This is a genomic window from Paenibacillus sp. FSL R7-0302, assembly GCF_038006885.1.
Lineage (GTDB): Bacteria > Bacillota > Bacilli > Paenibacillales > Paenibacillaceae > Paenibacillus_AQ.
Genome location: NZ_JBBOWB010000001.1, coordinates 3,259,486 through 3,274,977 on the forward strand (window position 1 = coordinate 3,259,486; position 15,492 = coordinate 3,274,977).

Annotated in this window: 14 protein-coding genes; 5 read left to right on the plus strand and 9 right to left on the minus strand. The window is 53.6% G+C overall.

Going from position 1 to position 15,492, the window contains the following annotated elements:
• Window positions 1-22 precede the first annotated feature (22 nt).
• Entirely contained in the window at window positions 23-370 is a 348-nt protein-coding gene (locus MKY96_RS14245) for a hypothetical protein (RefSeq protein ID WP_340941184.1), read from the minus strand.
• A 132-nt stretch (window positions 371-502) separates the two neighbouring features.
• Here MKY96_RS14245 and MKY96_RS14250 point away from each other — a divergent pair, with 132 nt between their 5' ends.
• Both MKY96_RS14250 and MKY96_RS14255 read left to right on the plus strand, forming a co-directional pair.
• Window positions 503-1,648 carry a VanZ family protein gene (locus MKY96_RS14250; RefSeq protein ID WP_340941185.1) on the plus strand — a complete coding sequence of 382 codons (1,146 nt, stop codon included), beginning with the start codon at window positions 503-505 and terminating at the stop codon, window positions 1,646-1,648.
• Window positions 1,649-1,663: 15 nt separating this feature from the next.
• Window positions 1,664-3,169: an amidase family protein gene (locus tag MKY96_RS14255; protein WP_340941186.1), complete on the plus strand. Its 1,506-nt coding sequence runs from the start codon at window positions 1,664-1,666 to the stop codon at window positions 3,167-3,169.
• Window positions 3,170-3,267: 98 nt separating this feature from the next.
• Here MKY96_RS14255 and MKY96_RS14260 read toward each other — a convergent pair whose 3' ends face one another.
• On the minus strand, window positions 3,268-4,035 hold the full coding sequence (locus tag MKY96_RS14260; RefSeq protein ID WP_340944566.1) for an exodeoxyribonuclease III: 768 nt from the start codon (window positions 4,033-4,035) through the stop codon (window positions 3,268-3,270).
• Window positions 4,036-4,210: 175 nt separating this feature from the next.
• Between MKY96_RS14260 and MKY96_RS14265 the strand changes: the two genes are divergently transcribed.
• Window positions 4,211-4,498: a hypothetical protein gene (locus tag MKY96_RS14265; RefSeq protein WP_036694360.1), complete on the plus strand. Its 288-nt coding sequence runs from the start codon at window positions 4,211-4,213 to the stop codon at window positions 4,496-4,498.
• A 114-nt stretch (window positions 4,499-4,612) separates the two neighbouring features.
• Here MKY96_RS14265 and MKY96_RS14270 read toward each other — a convergent pair whose 3' ends face one another.
• Both MKY96_RS14270 and MKY96_RS14275 read right to left on the minus strand, forming a co-directional pair.
• The gene (locus tag MKY96_RS14270) at window positions 4,613-5,719 is read right to left on the minus strand and encodes a citrate synthase/methylcitrate synthase (RefSeq protein WP_340941187.1); all 1,107 of its coding nucleotides are present in this window, start codon (window positions 5,717-5,719) and stop codon (window positions 4,613-4,615) included.
• Between the two features lie 128 nt (window positions 5,720-5,847).
• Window positions 5,848-6,690 (minus strand): helix-turn-helix transcriptional regulator, encoded by an 843-nt coding sequence (locus MKY96_RS14275; protein WP_340941188.1) that lies wholly within the window; start codon window positions 6,688-6,690, stop codon window positions 5,848-5,850.
• A gap of 132 nt (window positions 6,691-6,822) precedes the next feature.
• Here MKY96_RS14275 and fabF point away from each other — a divergent pair, with 132 nt between their 5' ends.
• Window positions 6,823-8,061 (plus strand): beta-ketoacyl-ACP synthase II, encoded by a 1,239-nt coding sequence (gene fabF, locus MKY96_RS14280; protein ID WP_340941189.1) that lies wholly within the window; start codon window positions 6,823-6,825, stop codon window positions 8,059-8,061.
• A gap of 135 nt (window positions 8,062-8,196) precedes the next feature.
• On the opposite strand, the gene MKY96_RS14285 is transcribed toward fabF, so the two are convergent.
• Window positions 8,197-9,630: a glycoside hydrolase family 43 protein gene (locus MKY96_RS14285; RefSeq protein WP_340941190.1), complete on the minus strand. Its 1,434-nt coding sequence runs from the start codon at window positions 9,628-9,630 to the stop codon at window positions 8,197-8,199.
• 168 nt (window positions 9,631-9,798) lie between these two features.
• Entirely contained in the window at window positions 9,799-10,869 is a 1,071-nt protein-coding gene (locus MKY96_RS14290; protein ID WP_036729120.1) for an ABC transporter ATP-binding protein, read from the minus strand.
• 312 nt (window positions 10,870-11,181) lie between these two features.
• Between MKY96_RS14290 and fabV the strand changes: the two genes are divergently transcribed.
• Window positions 11,182-12,378, plus strand: coding sequence for an enoyl-ACP reductase FabV (gene fabV, locus MKY96_RS14295; protein ID WP_340941193.1), 1,197 nt, complete (start codon window positions 11,182-11,184; stop codon window positions 12,376-12,378).
• Window positions 12,379-12,427: 49 nt separating this feature from the next.
• Here the strand turns inward: fabV and MKY96_RS14300 are convergent, their stop codons facing one another.
• Genes MKY96_RS14300 through MKY96_RS14310 form a run of 3 tightly spaced genes read right to left on the minus strand, consistent with a single transcriptional unit; the run spans window position 12,428 to window position 15,483 of the window.
• Window positions 12,428-13,375 carry a phosphotransferase family protein gene (locus tag MKY96_RS14300; protein WP_340941194.1) on the minus strand — a complete coding sequence of 316 codons (948 nt, stop codon included), beginning with the start codon at window positions 13,373-13,375 and terminating at the stop codon, window positions 12,428-12,430.
• Window positions 13,376-13,402: 27 nt separating this feature from the next.
• Window positions 13,403-14,371: a sugar phosphate isomerase/epimerase family protein gene (locus tag MKY96_RS14305; protein ID WP_340941196.1), complete on the minus strand. Its 969-nt coding sequence runs from the start codon at window positions 14,369-14,371 to the stop codon at window positions 13,403-13,405.
• A 41-nt stretch (window positions 14,372-14,412) separates the two neighbouring features.
• The gene (locus MKY96_RS14310; RefSeq protein WP_340941198.1) at window positions 14,413-15,483 is read right to left on the minus strand and encodes a Gfo/Idh/MocA family protein; all 1,071 of its coding nucleotides are present in this window, start codon (window positions 15,481-15,483) and stop codon (window positions 14,413-14,415) included.
• Between the last annotated feature and the right edge of the window lie 9 nt (window positions 15,484-15,492).

Sequence of the window (15,492 nt, forward strand, 5' to 3'; positions counted from 1 at the left end):
TCCGCTTCCGGCAGCGCTTCCTCTACTGCTTATCCACCTGCAGCAGCTGAATGGTCTTCACATCGTACGTATGGGCGATTTTCTCTTCCGAAATCACTTTCAGCTTCGTCAGGCTGGCCACCTTGGCCGGATCTGCCCGGGAGAGCAGCCGCCACAGTTCGGGGTCGGATAAGGTTTGATAGAGCTTGTCATCGTCATATTCCTTGCGGTTCTGAGTGACCAGCTTCACCTTGTAGCTGCCGAACACCGCCTCAGTCTGCCCCGCTTCATTAATATGGGCAAGGATCTCCTGCCGGAGTCCAGCCAGGTCCTTTTCCAGCTCCTTCTGCTTCGCCTTGAGCTTGTAATACTGTTGAACCTTCTTTTCCATATAGTCCTCACGCTCCTCTCCTAACATGTCTATGCAGGAAAGAACGGTTAGAATGATTAATTCTGTTGAGACGGTTTATGTTTAATTCTATAATGAAGTCGTTGTGACAAAAACTAGACAGCAGGTGAACCCATGTTTCAGACTTATCTATTTCCGATTTCCTATGCATTCATGGCTTTTCCGGTTGCGGCACTGTTCTTCACCTTGCCGTTTCTAATTGTGCAATACCGCCGGCACGGCTATATCAATAAAATCCGGGCCCTGGTGCTGTATCTGCTGCTGCTGTACCTGCTTAACGCATTCTTCCTTGTCCTTCTGCCCCTGCCTGACTCCAGGCATAATGCAGCCCCCTCCGGGAGCATGATTCAGCTTGTACCGCTGCAGTTCATCCAGGATATTCTGCACAATACGCCAATTACGCGCAGTGACCCTTCCAGCTACCTTAATGTGCTGACCGGACCGGATTTTCTGCTGGCGGCCTTCAATGTACTGCTGACGGTGCCCTTCGGTATGTTCCTGGGCTACTACTTCCGCACGCGCTGGGTGGTGTGCATTGTGCTGTCCTTTGCGCTGTCTCTGTTGTTCGAAATTACGCAGATTACCGGCATTTACGGGTTTTTCGACCATCCCTACCGGATCTTCGATGTCGATGACATGATCACGAATACGCTGGGCGGCATGATTGGATTCAAGCTCTCCCTATGGATCTCCGGCCTGCTGCCGAGGATTGAGAAGCTTGACAGCCAAGAGGACCTTTCTGCCAAAAAAGTGACCTACACCCGCCGCGCCCTTGCTTTCCTGCTGGATTCCATCCTGCTGCTCGCGGTGACCATTCTCCTCAATCTGCTCTCACTGCATATTTCGCTGTGGGCAGTTAGTATGGTCTATTTCCTGAGCATTCCTCTGTTCACAGGCGGACGCACCTTCGGCAAATGGGTGGTGCGTATCCGGCTAAGGAGTGAAGACGGCGGTCCGGCCAGACCCTGGAGGGTATGGGTTCGGTATGGATTACTCTATGGCGTCCTCGGGGGAGTGAATTCCCTGACGCCTGACTCTGCGATCTTCCTGAGCATCGGCACAGCATTGGCTGCCGTAGTGAAATTGGTCATCCTGGCGGCAGATGTAGCCTTCTTCATTCATTTGGTGCTGCGGCTGATCAAACGTGACCGCCCGCTCATCTACGAGGAGCTTAGCAGAACCCGCAATGTAATCAGCTGGCCGAAGCGTCATCAGGCAGCGGCCAGCGAGACCGTGGACAACACGACAAACAATGAATAGAGGTACAACATCCTTATGAGTAATAACAACTTCTCCCGTATATCCCCTGCTCTAAATGATCAAGAGTGGTTAATAGAAGCAGACATCACCAGCATTCAGGAGAAAATGGCACAAGGGAGCCTAACCTCCGAGGTACTGGTAAGCTGGTATTTGGAAAGGATCCACCGGTTGGACGGCCTGCTCCGCTCCGTATTGGAGTTGAATCCAGAAGCTCTTGCGATTGCCGCGAGGCTCGACCAGGAACGAAGAGATCAAGGCAGCCGGGGACCACTGCACGGTATTCCGGTCTTGGTCAAAGATAACATCGGCACAGCAGATAAGCTGCACACCAGTGCAGGAGCCTTGGCGCTTGCAGATTGCATAGCTAATGAAGACGCTGAGGTCGTCACACGGTTAAGGACAGCCGGAGCAGTGATTCTGGGCAAAGCCAATATGACCGAGTGGGCCAATTTCATGTCACCTACGATGTGGGCCGGATACAGCGCACGCGGCGGGCTGGTACTTAATCCCTACAGTCCCGGGGAGCTGTTCATTGGCGGCTCCAGCTCGGGAAGTGCGGCTGCTGTCGCTGCTAACCTTGTCACTGTCGCTGTGGGTACAGAAACCTCCGGCTCCATCATCAGCCCGGCAGCCCATAACTCCCTGGTCGGCCTTAAGCCTACCTGGGGACTGGTCAGCAACAAGGGCATTATACCGGGAATCGGCAGCCAGGACAGCGCCGGTCCGATGGCCAGAACGGTCAAGGACGCTGCACTCCTGCTCAATGTATTAGCCGGGAACGCTGACTCTTCTTCCTCTGCTGTACTGGATTATTCGGCAGGTCTGGAGCTTCATGCACTGGCAGGCAAGCGGATCGGAATTCCACGATTCTATTATAGTAATCTGGATCATGAAGCTCTGGATATGATGGAATCAGCCATAGCGGTACTGCGGGAGCTGGGGGCAGAAATCATTGAACCCGTGGAGCTTCCCTGTCAGAATGCTGAATGGAACCCTACGATTCTACAATACGAGTTCAAGCACGGCTTGAACCGCTATCTGGGAAGCCTGTCGGAGTCGGCTCCTGTGCAATCTCTGCAGCAGCTGCTTGATTTCAACCAGCAGCATAGCGAACAGGCGCTGAAATATGGCCAGGGAACACTGGAATGGCTGAACACCTCCGGGGATGATATTACAGAGCAGGAATATCTGGAGCAGCTGCATTCTTCCCGTTCACTGGCCGGTAAGCAGGGAATCGATTATGCCCTGGAGCATTACGGTCTGGATGCGCTCCTGTTCCCTGGAGATCACGGATGTGAAGTAGCGGCGAGAGCTGGTTATCCGCTGATTACAGTTCCTGCCGGCTACACCTACTCGGGTATTGTTGCACCAGGCGGTTATCTTACCAAGGGACCGCAGGGTATCACCTTTTGTGCCTCAGCCCATAGTGAAGCTATGCTGTTAGGCATTGCTTATAGTTACGAACAGGCCACGAAGCACCGGCGGCCGCCGGTGCTGGAGCCAGGCAGCTCGTCAGAATAACCGGGCAAGCCGCCGCTCAGCCGCTGACACAGCTACAAGAGGCGGTATCCCGAACTCCGGGATACCGCCTCTTTTTATATCATAGATATACTCTCTGTCTATGCTTCCGCCGCATCCGCCAGATGGAGGACCACCGGGCAATGATCGCTGCCAAGGACATTACATTCAATTCCGGCATCCAGTAGACGCGGGGTCAAGCGCTCTGAAGCAAGAAAATAATCGATCCGCCAGCCCACATTCTTCTCTCTAACCTTAGGCATGTAGGACCACCAGCTGTAGGCACCTTCAAGCTCGGGGTAGAAGAATCTGAAGGTATCCACGAAGCCGGCCGCGAGCAGCGTGGTCATTTTGCCGCGTTCTTCGTCGGTGAAGCCTGAATTCCCCCGGTTCGATCTCGCATTCTTCAGGTCAATCTCCTGATGCGCCACATTCAGATCCCCGCAGACCACAACCGGTTTATGCTCATCCAGCTTCAGCAAATAGGCACGGAACCGGTCCTCCCACTCCATACGGTAGTCCAGCCTCGTCAAATCTCGCTTGGCATTCGGGGTATACACATTCACCAGATAGAAATCCGGGAATTCCAGGGTGATGATCCGCCCCTCGTCCTCCGTCTCCTGCTCCAGTCCATATCGTACGGATAGCGGCTTGATTCTAGTGAATACAGCCGTACCCGAATATCCTTTTTTGAGCGCATAATTCCAGTATCCTGCATATTCCTCCCCGTGGTCCAGAACAATCTGCCCCTCCTGGAGCTTCGTCTCCTGCACACAGAAGATATCTGCGTCAACCTCCCGGAAATACTCGTTAAACCCTTTATTCACACAAGCTCTCAGACCATTCACATTCCAGGACACCAGCTTCATCGTTGTCATTTCCCCTTACCTGTCACTAGATTACATCTAGTCTACCATAGATCCGGGTTGTATATGAATCTGCCGGCATCCTATTGAAATGTGTGAATCTCCCATGGCACACGTTACAGCAATCATAGTTTTGCCGAATATACTATCCTATCACAAGGAAAAGGAGGACATTACAATGGCTATCTTATTACCGCAACAATTCTTCAACCTGCCGGCATCTGTAGGTAAATCTTACTATGAAAATCTGGCAGGTGGCATCAACGCAGCTGTGACGGTAAACAACAATTCCGGGTTCCCCGTGGATCTCGTTATTTACCGCGTCAACGCTCCAGTGGTCACTTATCTGATCCCTGCATTCAACAGTCTCACTCTATCTGTTCATGCACTGCTTGTCGCTGGACTTCTCAGCACAGCTGCCGGTGCAGTCTTCGGCACAATCGAAGTGGCAACCTCTGATTTCTAATCTAATGTAAGAGTATCCCCCTCATACTCTCTCATTAACATTCCCTTGTTAAGCATCTCCGGCTGGCAGACGGCCGGGGGTGCTTTTGCATGTTCAATAGAGAAGCTGCTGCTATCAGACTGTCTCTGATTCAGGCATCGATCCGATATAAGTAGATTGTGGCCGGAAAATCCGGTTATGGGCTGACTGCTCCAAGAGATGGGCCGTCCAGCCGACAATTCTTCCCGCTGTGAACGTAGGCGTGAAGATCTCCGGCGCCAGCTGCAGCGCCTTCAGAATAGCCGCAGCATAGAACTCAACATTGGTGAACAGGCGGCGGCCCGGCTTATATTCCTCCAGAAGCGCTACCGCTGTAGCCTCCACATGAAGCGCAAGATCAAAGGAAGCATCCTTGCCGATCATCGTAAGTGTCGCAATCTGCAAGGCTTCAGCCCGCGGGTCCTTGGTCTTGTAGATCCGGTGCCCGAAGCCCATCAGCTTCTCCCCGGCCTCAAGCTTCCGTCTCAGCCAAGGCTCCGCGCGTTCCTTCGTCCCGATCTCCTCCAGCATCGATATCACTTCATACGGGGCGCCGCCATGCAGCGGACCCTTCATGGCCCCGATCGAACCGGCTACAGCCGCACAGATATCCGATTCCGTGGACAGCACCACCCGCCCGGCAAAAGTCGAGGCATTCATGCCATGCTCCATACAAAGGATCATATAGGCGCTGAGCGCCTGCACATGAGCCTCCTCCGGCAGCTTGCCTGTGAGCAGATACAGATAATTCGCGGCATGGCCAAGCTCAGGAAGCGATTTCAGCGGCGCCAAGCCTTGAAGGCTGCGGTACCTGTAAGCAATGATCGCCGGAAGCATTGCCGTCAGCCGCACTGCCTGCTTAAGCGTGGGCGGCCAGGTAGCGTTCTCCTCATCCCCAAGTGCAGCCACTGCACTTTGCAATACCAGCATTAGCGGTACAGAAGCGGGATACAGGTCAAGCATCTTGCAGAGATATTCAGGAATCACTCTCTCCGCTGCCATTTGCGCCTTGAGCTGCGCCAGTTCCTCCGCATCAGGCAGATGTCCGTTCCAGAGCAAATAGGCAACTTCCTCATAGCTTTTGCTCACCGCAAGCTCCTTGGCCCAATATCCGCGGTACACCAGATAGCCTTTCTCCCCATCTACCAATCCGATTGCTGTCTCTCCGGCAACTACGCCTTCTAATCCCGTTACTTTAGCCATTATACCTTTACCCCTTTTCCGGTCCTTCCCGCAGGAAGAAATTCATCATATTAGGAGTATAAACTGCAAAATCTATATTGCATATTTATAGTTTTTTATGAATCCATAAGAAAAATCTATCACCTGTATTACTTAGGTTCCATGAGCTGCTTCAGCTTGGCTTCTGTGCCAGAGTCACCGGCTGGCGTGTAGATGCTACAGCGCAGATCCGCTGTACCTTGTACTTGCAGGGAGGTTAGATGGAACAGCATTTTGCCGGCTTTGGCATGCCGGAATTCCAGTACAACATCCGGCGCGGAGCTGACCCGGCTCTCTTCCCATAAATGATTGAATTCCGGATGCCCCTCCTTCATCTCCGCAATGAATTCATCATACCAGCGGTCCTCCAGGTATTGCCCATAGTAGGCGCGGAAGATCGATAAGTATCCCCGCACGAACTGCTCCCAGTTCACCGCCAGCCGCCTGAACTCCTTGCGCTCGAACAGCAGTGAGATCATATTGCGCTGCTGCGGAGCCAGCTTGGCGAAATCAAGAAATACATGCGCCGCTGCCTCATTCCAGCCCACAATGCCGCAGTGCCGGTCCGAGATGATGGTCGGGCAGGTCTTCAGCTCCTGCAATATCTTCTGCAGAGACGGATGAATCACCGAATGCTCCTCTTGGGTATAGTCCGTGACTCCCGGCCCGTTCTCCAGCGCCAGAGCGAACAAATAACTCCGCTCATCCTTCGTCAGCTGCAGTGCTGCGGCAATACAATCAAGAACGGATGGAGATACTTTAATATCCCGCCCCTGCTCCAGCCAGGTATACCAGGTGCTGCTAACTCCGGAGAGCTGCGCCACTTCCTCGCGCCGGAGCCCGGGCGTCCGCCTGCGGGTACCCTCCGGGAGCCCCGCCGCTGCCGGGGTGATGGCCGCGCGTCTTGCTTTCAGGAATTCCGATAATGCTTGAAGCCTGTTCTGATTGGACATCATGCTTCCTCCTGCCTTACAGTTCGTCTGCCTGTTAGTGTAGTAGTAATTATACTAGTATAAACTACAACTTGTAATAGGATAAGCAACATGAAAAAATAAGCTTATTCAGACTAACAGGAGGAATAGCAAATGGAACGTGTCGTGATTACAGGAATGGGTGTCATCTCCCCGCTAGGCAATACCGTGGACCAGTTCTGGAGCCGCCTTACGGGAGGAGAATCGGGGATTACGCCGATTGATTCTTTTGATACCACCCATTTCAAAACCAAGATTGCCGGCTCGGTACAGGCCTTCGACCCGGATGCCAGATTCGGCCGCAAAGAGGCCCGGCGGATGGACCGGTTCAGCCAGTTCGCGCTTGCTGCCGCAGAGGAGGCCTGGACGCATTCCGGTCTTCGTCTGGAGGAGCTGGACCGGGAACGGCTGGGTGTCTATGTTGGCTCCGGCGTAGGCGGTATCCAGACATTGATGGACCAGGGCGAGCTGCTGCGTTCCCGGGGGCCGGAGCGGGTAAGCCCTACCCTGATCCCGATGCTGATCTCCAATATGGCGGCTGCGATGATCAGCATCAAGCTGGGGGCGCAGGGGCCGACACTCTCGCCGGTGACTGCCTGTTCCATCGGGAACACGGCCATTGGCGAAGCCTTCCGCCTGATCCGTTACGGCGGGGCCGATGTAATCATCGCCGGAGGGGCAGAAGCGGCGGTGACCGAGATTGCCCTGGCCAGCTTCGGGAATGCGACAGCCTTGTCTACCCGGAATGGGGAGCCGCAGGGGGCCAGCCGGCCTTTTGACCGGAACAGGGACGGATTTGTCATTGCGGAGGGCGGAGCTATTGTGATCCTCGAATCCCTCTCCCATGCCCTGCGCAGAGATGCCGTCATCTATGGCGAGGTCACCGGATATGGCGCCAGCTCGGACGCTTATCATATGGTAGCCACCCATCCTGAGGGGATAGGAGCTTATCAGGCAATGAAGCTGGCACTCAGCGAGGCCGGAATTACACCTGGGGAAGTAGATGTCATCAGCGCGCACGCGACCAGCACAATCGTCGGAGACCGTTCGGAGACTCTGGCTATTAAGAAGCTGTTCGGAGAGCAGGCCTACCGGATTCCGGTCACGGCGAACAAATCGATGACCGGACATGCCCTCGGCGCAGCCGGTGGTCTGGAAGCTATTGCCCTGCTGCTGAGCCTGCAAGAAGGGCTCATCCCGCCGACGATTAATCTGGAGCAGCCGGACGAGCACTGCGACCTGGATTATGTCCCTAACATAGCCCGCCAAGCGGAGCTGAAGATCGGGATCTCCAACTCCTTTGGCTTCGGCGGCCACAACGCTGTAATTGTTCTGCGCAAGTATGAAGCATAAACCAGGCTCATTCCCGTAGCAGCCCGCTTTTCCGTGAAAGGCCCGTGAACAGCAAATAGCGAATCCCCGGTATACGGAGATCCGCTATTTGTTATTGTTATGGACATGCCGCGATAAGGGATTCACGGGATCAGCTTACTTTCTTTCCGGTGACACATGGCTTCCCCAGACTGCAATGCCTTCCGCTGAAAGTGCCGTGAAGGTCATTACCTCGCTTGAGGCCGCTTCATTCCATTCCCGCAGGAACACCCCGCTGTACTCCGCACCCTCTATCGTCAGCTTCGCCATATGGTCATTGCTCAAGGTCCATGTACCTGTTGCTGCTCCGCTTATCGTGCCGTCTGCGTTCAACTCCACCAACTGCGACTCCGCCAGCTCAGCCGTAATCTCCTTGCCGTGGTTCACCAGCATGTAAGCACCCGCCACATCCTTGGCTGTGTACTTGCCGATCTTCTCCCCTCCGTAACGGTGGGGTGCGACCACTGGCCAGCCTGCTTCATTCATGAACATCTGATGAACCCGAACCTCATGCTGCTCCCCAAGACCCGGGAACCGGGTATGGAAGATCAGATAATACTGCCCGCTTGTCTCATCGTAGTACGCCGAATTATGTCCAGGGGAGACATAGCCTGTACCCGCTCCGGCCGCTTCTTCATCGGTATTCACAAATTCATGATTCCCCATCAGCTTAACACCATAAGGTGCGTAGGCCGGATCATCGAACAGCACTCCAGACGTCCCCTGCGCATCCAGCATAGCCTTGCCTTCCGAGTCCTCGAACGGGCCAGCCGGATGTTTGGAACGCGCTACACGGATATTATAGCCGCCATTCGCATCAAGCCCTCCGTAGGAGAGGAACAGATAGTAATAATCGGTCTCCGGGCTGTACAGCATATACGGCCCTTCAATCCGCGCATGATTCCCTCCGAGCAGCTTCTTGCCGTAGCCCTGGCCCTCTAGCGGGAAGCCCGTAGCCGGGTCCAGCTCCAGGATGAAGATGCCGCCCGAGTAGGAGCCGTAAACCATCCACAGCTTGCCGTCTTTATCCCAAAACACATCCGGGTCCACCACATTAGGCTTCTCCGTGGCATCATACACCTCTCCATCATCCCCGATGCCGGACATTCCCGACTTCAGAATAATACCTTTATTCTTGTACGGACCTTCAATCTTATCGGCTACGGCAATACCTAGCGCAGACAGCGGGGAATCTCCCTTACAGGCATCGTAATACATGTAGAACTTGCCGTCTGCCAGCTGAATGACATCCGGTGCCCACAGCGTATCCGACTGGGCCCAACTAAGCGTCTCGCTAAGCTCCTCCGTTACATTCGGTATCAGCACATTATCGTCCGTCACACCGGAAGAAATCTGCGTCCACGCCATCAGATCCTTGGATTTGGCCGAGGCCAGATGCGAACCGAACACGTAATACGTATCCTCCACCTTAATCACAGAGGGATCGTGTACAGATACATTCCCGAACTTCGGCGGTCCTTCCGGATTCCCTCCGCCGCATGCCGACAGCAGGGATAAGGATATCAACGCCGTTAAGGATCTTTTTCTCATCTCATCATAACCTCCCTATGTATACCCTTACATTTTGCTGCGCAAATGAGATTAAGTCAATACTTTTATTTATATTAGTTAGTTTTGTTTTATGTTTATATGAAATATAACATCCCATAAAACAAAAAACGCCAGGCCCCTGAAGGCCTGACGCTGATCTAATCAAACTTAGTACTCGCTGCTGTTGCCGACAAGTACCGGCTCTGGATAGGCATTGCTCAACACGCGGCGCTGCTTCTTCACGACATCCGGCGGCTCCACCGCTGGTGCCATCGGATGCATCAGCCAGGACTTCACAAGATGGGAGTCCGATACCTTGTACATTGGCGGTTCCTTCTCCATGTCAATCGCCATTGCATACGTGCTGCGCAGGGCGAAAGCATCCCCCTTAGGCGGCTTAATCAAGTCAGGAGGTGTGCCCGGGATCGCTGTAAGCATCGAGCCTTTGCTCTCCAGACTTGGCATGGAAGCCAGCAGGCCCCAAGTGTACGGATGTCTTGGATCGTAGAAGATCTCTTCTGCGGTACCCATTTCAACGATCTGTCCGGCATACATTACAGCTACACGGTCAGCCATTCTTGCCACAACCCCAAGGTCATGGGTGATGAAAATGATCGCAGTATCAATCTTCTTTTGCAGGTCCTTCATCAGATCAAGGATCTGTGCCTGAATCGTTACGTCAAGAGCGGTTGTCGGCTCATCGGCAATCAGGAGCTTAGGGTTAGCAGCCAGTGCCATAGCGATTACAACACGTTGGCGCATCCCGCCGCTGAATTCATGCGGATACTGCTGGAAACGGCGCTCCGGTGACGGAATACCTACCAGATTGAGCAATTCAACACCACGTTTGTAAGCAGCTTCCTTCGTGATATTCTCATGCTTGAACAGCACTTCCGTAATCTGCCGGCCAACCTTCATCATCGGGTTGAGTGAAGTCATCGGATCTTGGAAGATCATTCCGATTTCTTTGCCGCGGATTTTTTGCATCTGCTTCTCACTCTTGCCGATCAGATCTTGTCCATCGAACAGAATCTGTCCACGCTTATATTCGCCCGCAGGCTGAGGAACCAGCTTCATGACGGCTTGCGAGGTTACGCTCTTACCGGAACCGGATTCGCCAACAATCGCCAGTGTCTCCCCTTTATTTACATGAAAGCTGACACCACGGATTGCTTGAACTTCTCCTCCGCGTGTTCTGAATGATATAGCCAGGTCTTTTACCTCTAAAAGGCGCTCCATCCTGTCACCCTCTCTGTTTCTTTTCAAGTATGATCTTTATTCTTAATATCGAAAAAACACGCAATACTATTATTTTATCTATCTTAGGGGGCTTACGTCAAGATTTTTCTGAAAACGCCACCGTCAACAATCATGATTCGGGGCCAAGCTTCCCCCTACTATGAGAATACACGAAGAGCACATCCATAGCAAAATTCCCGGCAGTTACGCGCATCATTCCCACATCCCTCCCTTTGCCAAAGAATGTCGTCATCTGGTATGTTTATTTCTGCAATCCCTGCAACCACTGATGAGAGCGAGGTAACTACTCAAATGATCATAAAACCAAGAACCCGCGGGTTCATCTGCACCACTGCCCACCCGGCAGGCTGTGCACACCAGGTACAAGAGCAAGTATCTTATGTAAAGAATCAAGGAAGGTTTGCCGGTCCCCGCAATGTGCTCGTTATCGGCGCTTCAACCGGTTATGGGCTTGGCGCTAGAATTGCAGCAGCCTTTGGTGCCGGAGCAGCCACTGTAGGTGTCTATAGGCCGAGTACAGCCAGCGAGACCCGGACTGCTTCCGCAGGCTGGTATAATTCCGCAGCGTTTGAGGAGATGGCCTACACAGCGGGTCTGCACTCCTATAGCGTGTGCGGGGACGCTTTTAGCGCTGAGACCAAAGAACGGACCATAGCGTTGATCCGCCGCGAGCTTGGACAGGTTGATCTTGTCATCTACAGCGTAGCCTCGGCGCGCAGAACAGACCCGCAGACCGGAGAAATTCATCAATCTGTGTTGAAGCCCATCGGCAGCCCTTATACCAATACAACCGTCAATTTCCATACCGGAGAACTAAGCACCGTACAGATTGAACCGGCCACCGAAGCTGAAATCGATGCTACCGTTCATGTGATGGGCGGAGAGGACTGGCAGCTATGGATTGAAGCGCTCCGGGATTCCGGCGTTCTGGCGGCGGATGCGGTTACGCTTGCCTTCTCCTATGTAGGTCCAGAGCTAACACAGGCTGTCTACCGCGACGGCACCATCGGCCGGGCTAAAGACCATCTGGAAGCTACAGCCTTACAGCTGAATGCAGAATTATCTCGAACCGGCGGCCGCGCCTATGTTGCAGTCAGTAAGGGTCTGGTGACCCAATCCAGCTCGGCGATTCCTGTAGTCCCGCTATACATTTCAGTCCTCTACAAGGTCATGAAGGAACAGGGAGTGCACGAAGGCTGTATTGAGCAAGCTTACCGGCTGTATACCGATTTCCTGTACAACCCTGAAGGGACTCCTGTAGATGCACAAGGGCGCATACGGATAGATGACCATGAGATGAGCCACGCTGTGCAGACGGAAGTGGAACGGATCTGGCCTATGCTAAGCACGGAGAACGTCTATGAATATTCCGATCTGGCCGCTTACAGACGCGAGTTCTTCCAGCTGTTCGGCTTCGAATCCGGCGGCGTTGACTATGAAGCTGATATCAGCCCGGTTGTTGCCATCCGCAACAGTTACGAAGGATAAACAGGGCTTAAGGCCGGATCTCAGTAAGAGACCCGGCCTCATAAGTATGCTATAGTACCAACGCTGTGAACCGTGTCCAGGATTCAGCAAGATTGTCATGCGCCCAGTTCACATGATTCTCATCCTTGTACTGGCGCGAATAACATTCTATAAGCATGATAAGGTCAAGATACAGGTCATATAGCTGCTTCCGCAGCCCTTCATTCCGGCTGGTAAAAGCCGACCCATACCCTTCATAGAACGCTGCCGAGCTCTCGAAATGCCGGAAATAATACTCCAGCAGCACATCGCCCCACATCGCCCGCTCCCAGTCAATAATCGATACGATTACCCCATCCTGTACAAAAAGGTTGCCGCCCCACAGATCCCAGTGCACCAGCCGGGGCTGTGTTACTTCATCCAGGGCCGGCAGATACAGCTCCAGCACCTGCTCTATTTCCTGCTGACTAGCCGGTAGCCGTGCCTCCAGTCTGACCGCATCCTGAAGCAGATTCAGCAGCATAGACCGGAAGGTCTCTCTCCAGGACCGTCCACTCCCGTCAGACTCTTTGCCGAACAGCCCGAAGGCTGTCCCTTCTATCGCATTGATTCTGCGCTGATACTGACCCAGCTCGTATTCAATGGAATACCGCTGTTCCTCGGTGAGACTCTCCTTCACCTCGTTATACGGCTGCCCTTCAATCTTCTCCATGAAAAAATACGGACACGGAACCAACTGCAGACTATCGTCATAGCTGTACACTTCAGGCACAGGCACACCGCCTGCAGCACGTACCAGCCGGAGAGCCTCCACCTCAGCACGCATAATATCCTTCTCGTAGCTAAGAGTCTCTGTCTCCGGGTCCGGAGCCACCTTAAGAATGACGGAGCGGCCGTCGCTAAGCTCCAGGTCATAAGCCGTATTGAAGAATCCGGCGGTCAGCTCCCTGCTGCCGGCGATCTGCACATCTGTACCAAAGGCAGCGGCAGTCAGGAGACTGAGCTGCCAGTCGTTCAATTGGACTTTAGTGAAGCTCTCCACCGGTTAGACCCACCACATCTCAGACAGCGGCTCTTCGATCAGCACCTGCTTGAGATTGTCTACCGCTTTGGAGAAGCCTTCTTCAATGGACATCAGGCCGTCTTCATGCTCGATGCTGACTACAAAGTCGTAGCCTACCAGACGCAGTGCACTCATCATGTCTGCCCAGACCTTAACATCGTGTCCGTAGCCTACGGAACGGAACTGCCAGGCGCGGTCCAGCATATTCGTATAGGACTGCATGTCCGTCAGGCCATGCTTGTTGACGTTCACCGGATCAATAACGGTATCCTTCGCATGGAAGTGATGGATCGCGCCTTCACGGCCGAGAATATGAATGGCCTGTACCGGATCGATTCCCTGCCACCACATATGGCTCGGGTCAAGGTTCGCCCCGATGGCCTCTCCGGCAGCTTCTCTTAATCTCAGCAGGGTAGCCGGAGTGTGTACCGAGAAGCCTCCGTGCAGCTCAAGACCAATCTTCACATCATGTGCAGTGGCGAAGGCCGCCTGCTCTGTCCAATAAGGAATGACCTTGTTCTCCCACTGCCAGGCCAGAATCTCCTGGTAATCATTCGGCCATGGGGCAACCGGCCAGTTCGGATATTTCGCGCCTTCATGATCGCCCGGACAGCCGGAGAAGGTATTCACAACCTTGACGCCCAGCTTCTGTGCAAGCTTCACGGTGTCTACAAATACTTCGTGATCCTTGTCTGCCAGCTCCTTCTGCGGATGCAGCGGGTTGCCGTGGCAGCTTAGCGCGCTGATGATCAAGCCGCGGGATTCGATTTGCTGCTTGAATTCCTGAAGGGCCGTTTCATTCTCCAGCAGCTCCTTGGGATTGCAATGGCTGTTCCCCGGATACCCTCCGGTACCGATCTCAACGGCCTTCAGTCCTTTGGAGACCACATAATCCAGTGCATCCTCCAGCTTGCGGCCGCCGAACAACACCATAAATACTCCAAGTTTCATTTGCAGATTCCACCTCTCTTAGGGTCGTATTGAAGCCTAGATTAAGCTCCGTAGTTATCGAAATTCTTAATAGTCTCATTACGCTCTGCCGCTTCAAAGATTGCCTCAATGAGCTTCAGTACACGAAGCACCTCGGCATTCTTGACAACCGGTTCCGCCGTGCCTTCGATAACAGCGGCCAGATTATCATAGAAGCTGGAGGTCATCTCTAATGCCGCAGGCAGATCTTCAAGGACGGTCGAGCCTTCTGAAGGCGGGGCCATCGTCTTAGTCAAGCCTACACCTGCGCGGATCGGCGTGGGTTCAATCTTTTCCGATTCGTGGTTGGGGGCTACAATTCTGCCTCTCAGCGACCAGTCTTCAATAATAGCGGTTCCCCCGGTGCCCTTCACATACCATCTTGGCATCGTGATGAAATTGGTTGTTCCTACCTCGACGATGGCTCTGATGCCGTTCTCGAACTGCAGCACCGCATCGAATCCGTCATCTACATTATTGCCGAGGACAAAGCTCAGACTGCTGCTGACACTGCTCACCTTGCTGTCAATCATGAACAACAGCTGATCCAGCAGATGCACGCCCCAGTCCAGCAGCATCCCGCCGCCTTGCTCCTTCACATGACGCCAGTCGCCGGGAATTCCGTTGGCACCGTGCACCCGGGATTCAATCTGAAAGAGTGATCCAATCGTCCCCTGCTCATACATCTCCCTGATTACGCGGAAATCTTCATCCCAGCGTCTGTTCTGGTGCACCATCAGCACCCGTCCGGCCGCCTCCGCAGCAGCCTGCATCTCGATGAATTCAGCCGAGGACATGGCAACCGGCTTCTCACAGACTACATGCTTGCCCATCTGAAAAGCCTGAAGGGCGATGTCCTTGTGCACATCATTCGGTGTAGCGATCAGAACAATGTCCACAGCCGGATCTGCCAGCAATTCTTCATAGCTGGAATACGCGGTGTAGCCTGCTTCCTCAGCCAAGGCGCGCCGCTCTGCCAGCAGATCGAAGGCACCGGTCACTACCACCCGGTCACTCTCTTTGATTAATTGGGTATGGTAGCTTCCCATTCCGCCGTAACCAACGATGGCTACAGTATGTTTGATTGAACTCATGGATTCCAC

Bases quoted from the DNA above. Each gene is read 5' to 3' on its own strand.
- MKY96_RS14285 (WP_340941190.1), bottom strand. From the start codon at position 9,630: ATGAGAAAAAGATCCTTAACGGCGTTGATATCCTTATCCCTGCTGTCG.
- MKY96_RS14290 (WP_036729120.1), bottom strand. From the start codon at position 10,869: ATGGAGCGCCTTTTAGAGGTAAAAGACCTGGCTATATCATTCAGAACA.
- MKY96_RS14275 (WP_340941188.1), bottom strand. From the start codon at position 6,690: ATGTCCAATCAGAACAGGCTTCAAGCATTATCGGAATTCCTGAAAGCA.
- MKY96_RS14250 (WP_340941185.1), top strand. From the start codon at position 503: ATGTTTCAGACTTATCTATTTCCGATTTCCTATGCATTCATGGCTTTT.
- fabV (WP_340941193.1), top strand. From the start codon at position 11,182: ATGATCATAAAACCAAGAACCCGCGGGTTCATCTGCACCACTGCCCAC.
- MKY96_RS14310 (WP_340941198.1), bottom strand. From the start codon at position 15,483: ATGAGTTCAATCAAACATACTGTAGCCATCGTTGGTTACGGCGGAATG.
- fabF (WP_340941189.1), top strand. From the start codon at position 6,823: ATGGAACGTGTCGTGATTACAGGAATGGGTGTCATCTCCCCGCTAGGC.
- MKY96_RS14270 (WP_340941187.1), bottom strand. From the start codon at position 5,719: ATGGCTAAAGTAACGGGATTAGAAGGCGTAGTTGCCGGAGAGACAGCA.
- MKY96_RS14255 (WP_340941186.1), top strand. From the start codon at position 1,664: ATGAGTAATAACAACTTCTCCCGTATATCCCCTGCTCTAAATGATCAA.
- MKY96_RS14260 (WP_340944566.1), bottom strand. From the start codon at position 4,035: ATGAAGCTGGTGTCCTGGAATGTGAATGGTCTGAGAGCTTGTGTGAAT.
- MKY96_RS14265 (WP_036694360.1), top strand. From the start codon at position 4,211: ATGGCTATCTTATTACCGCAACAATTCTTCAACCTGCCGGCATCTGTA.
- MKY96_RS14245 (WP_340941184.1), bottom strand. From the start codon at position 370: ATGGAAAAGAAGGTTCAACAGTATTACAAGCTCAAGGCGAAGCAGAAG.
- MKY96_RS14305 (WP_340941196.1), bottom strand. From the start codon at position 14,371: ATGAAACTTGGAGTATTTATGGTGTTGTTCGGCGGCCGCAAGCTGGAG.